1 protein-coding gene is annotated in these 529 nt (G+C 67.7%); it reads right to left on the reverse strand.

Annotated elements, in window-relative coordinates; genetic code table 11:
- Positions 1-338: L-threonylcarbamoyladenylate synthase (locus tag A3764_RS20780; RefSeq protein WP_150122352.1), on the reverse strand; the 338-nt coding region annotated here is incomplete at its 3' end.
- Positions 339-529: the final 191 nt, after the last annotated feature.

Genomic DNA, 529 nt, shown 5'->3' on the forward strand with positions numbered 1-529 from the left:
GCGGTGACCAGCGTCGACAGGCCATGGCCCGCCCGCAGGGGCAATACCAACGTCAGAGGACCGGGCCAGAAGGCGGCGGCGAGCACCTCGGCCCTGTCGGACCAGTGCACCAGCTTGCGGGCCGCGTCGGCATCTGCCAGATGAACGATCAGCGGGTTGAAGCTGGGCCGCCCCTTGGCCGCATAGATCTCCGCCACCGCCTGACCGTCGCGGGCGTCGGCGCCGAGCCCGTAAACCGTCTCTGTCGGGAAAGCGACAAGCGCACCGCGTCCCAGCAGCGCCGCCGCCCGGGCAAGGCCTTCGGCGTCCGCCGCCAGTCTTTCAGTGCTGCCGCTCATTGCATTTTCCGTGACGCCGCGTTCGGGTTGCGGGTGTCGGCGGGCCACTTCATGCTGACCGCAACACCCAACAGTGCCTGGCCCCATATCAGGGCCGCGCGGTCCTTGCCAAGGCACCCCCGCCTCTCAGGAGTTCTTTCCATGCCGTACAGCGCCGCCGTCGATGATTACAAGTTTCTGTTCGACCACGT

This window comes from Sulfitobacter sp. HI0129, assembly GCF_001635395.1.
Taxonomy (GTDB): Bacteria; Pseudomonadota; Alphaproteobacteria; order Rhodobacterales; family Rhodobacteraceae; genus Sulfitobacter.